Below are 211 nucleotides of genomic sequence, written 5' to 3'. Positions count from 1 at the left end.
AGACGTGCTGCTGTCGGGGTTTTCCAACAAGCGTTTCTACGGCCAGTTCCAGACCTTCACCTTGCCGCTGCTGGCGCTTCCCTTGTTGATCCCCACGCTTTCTCGCTCACTCAAGGTTGCCGTGTTTGCGCTGCTGTGCACCTGGTGGCTGATCGCAATTGCTGGTGGCACGCGTGGCACCTGGCTTGGCATGGGCGTGGCGGGGGGCGTG

The 211-nt window shown here is 62.1% G+C and carries 1 pseudogene; it reads left to right on the top strand.

What is annotated here, in order from left to right:
- Positions 1-211: pseudogene (locus tag ACW9IR_RS30475) on the top strand (O-antigen ligase family protein); the annotation flags it as partial.

The organism is Pseudomonas sp. SDT291_1_S447 (genome assembly GCF_054070155.1).
Note: the sequence above shows the minus strand (reverse complement) of the source record. Positions and strands in the feature narration are given on the sequence as shown.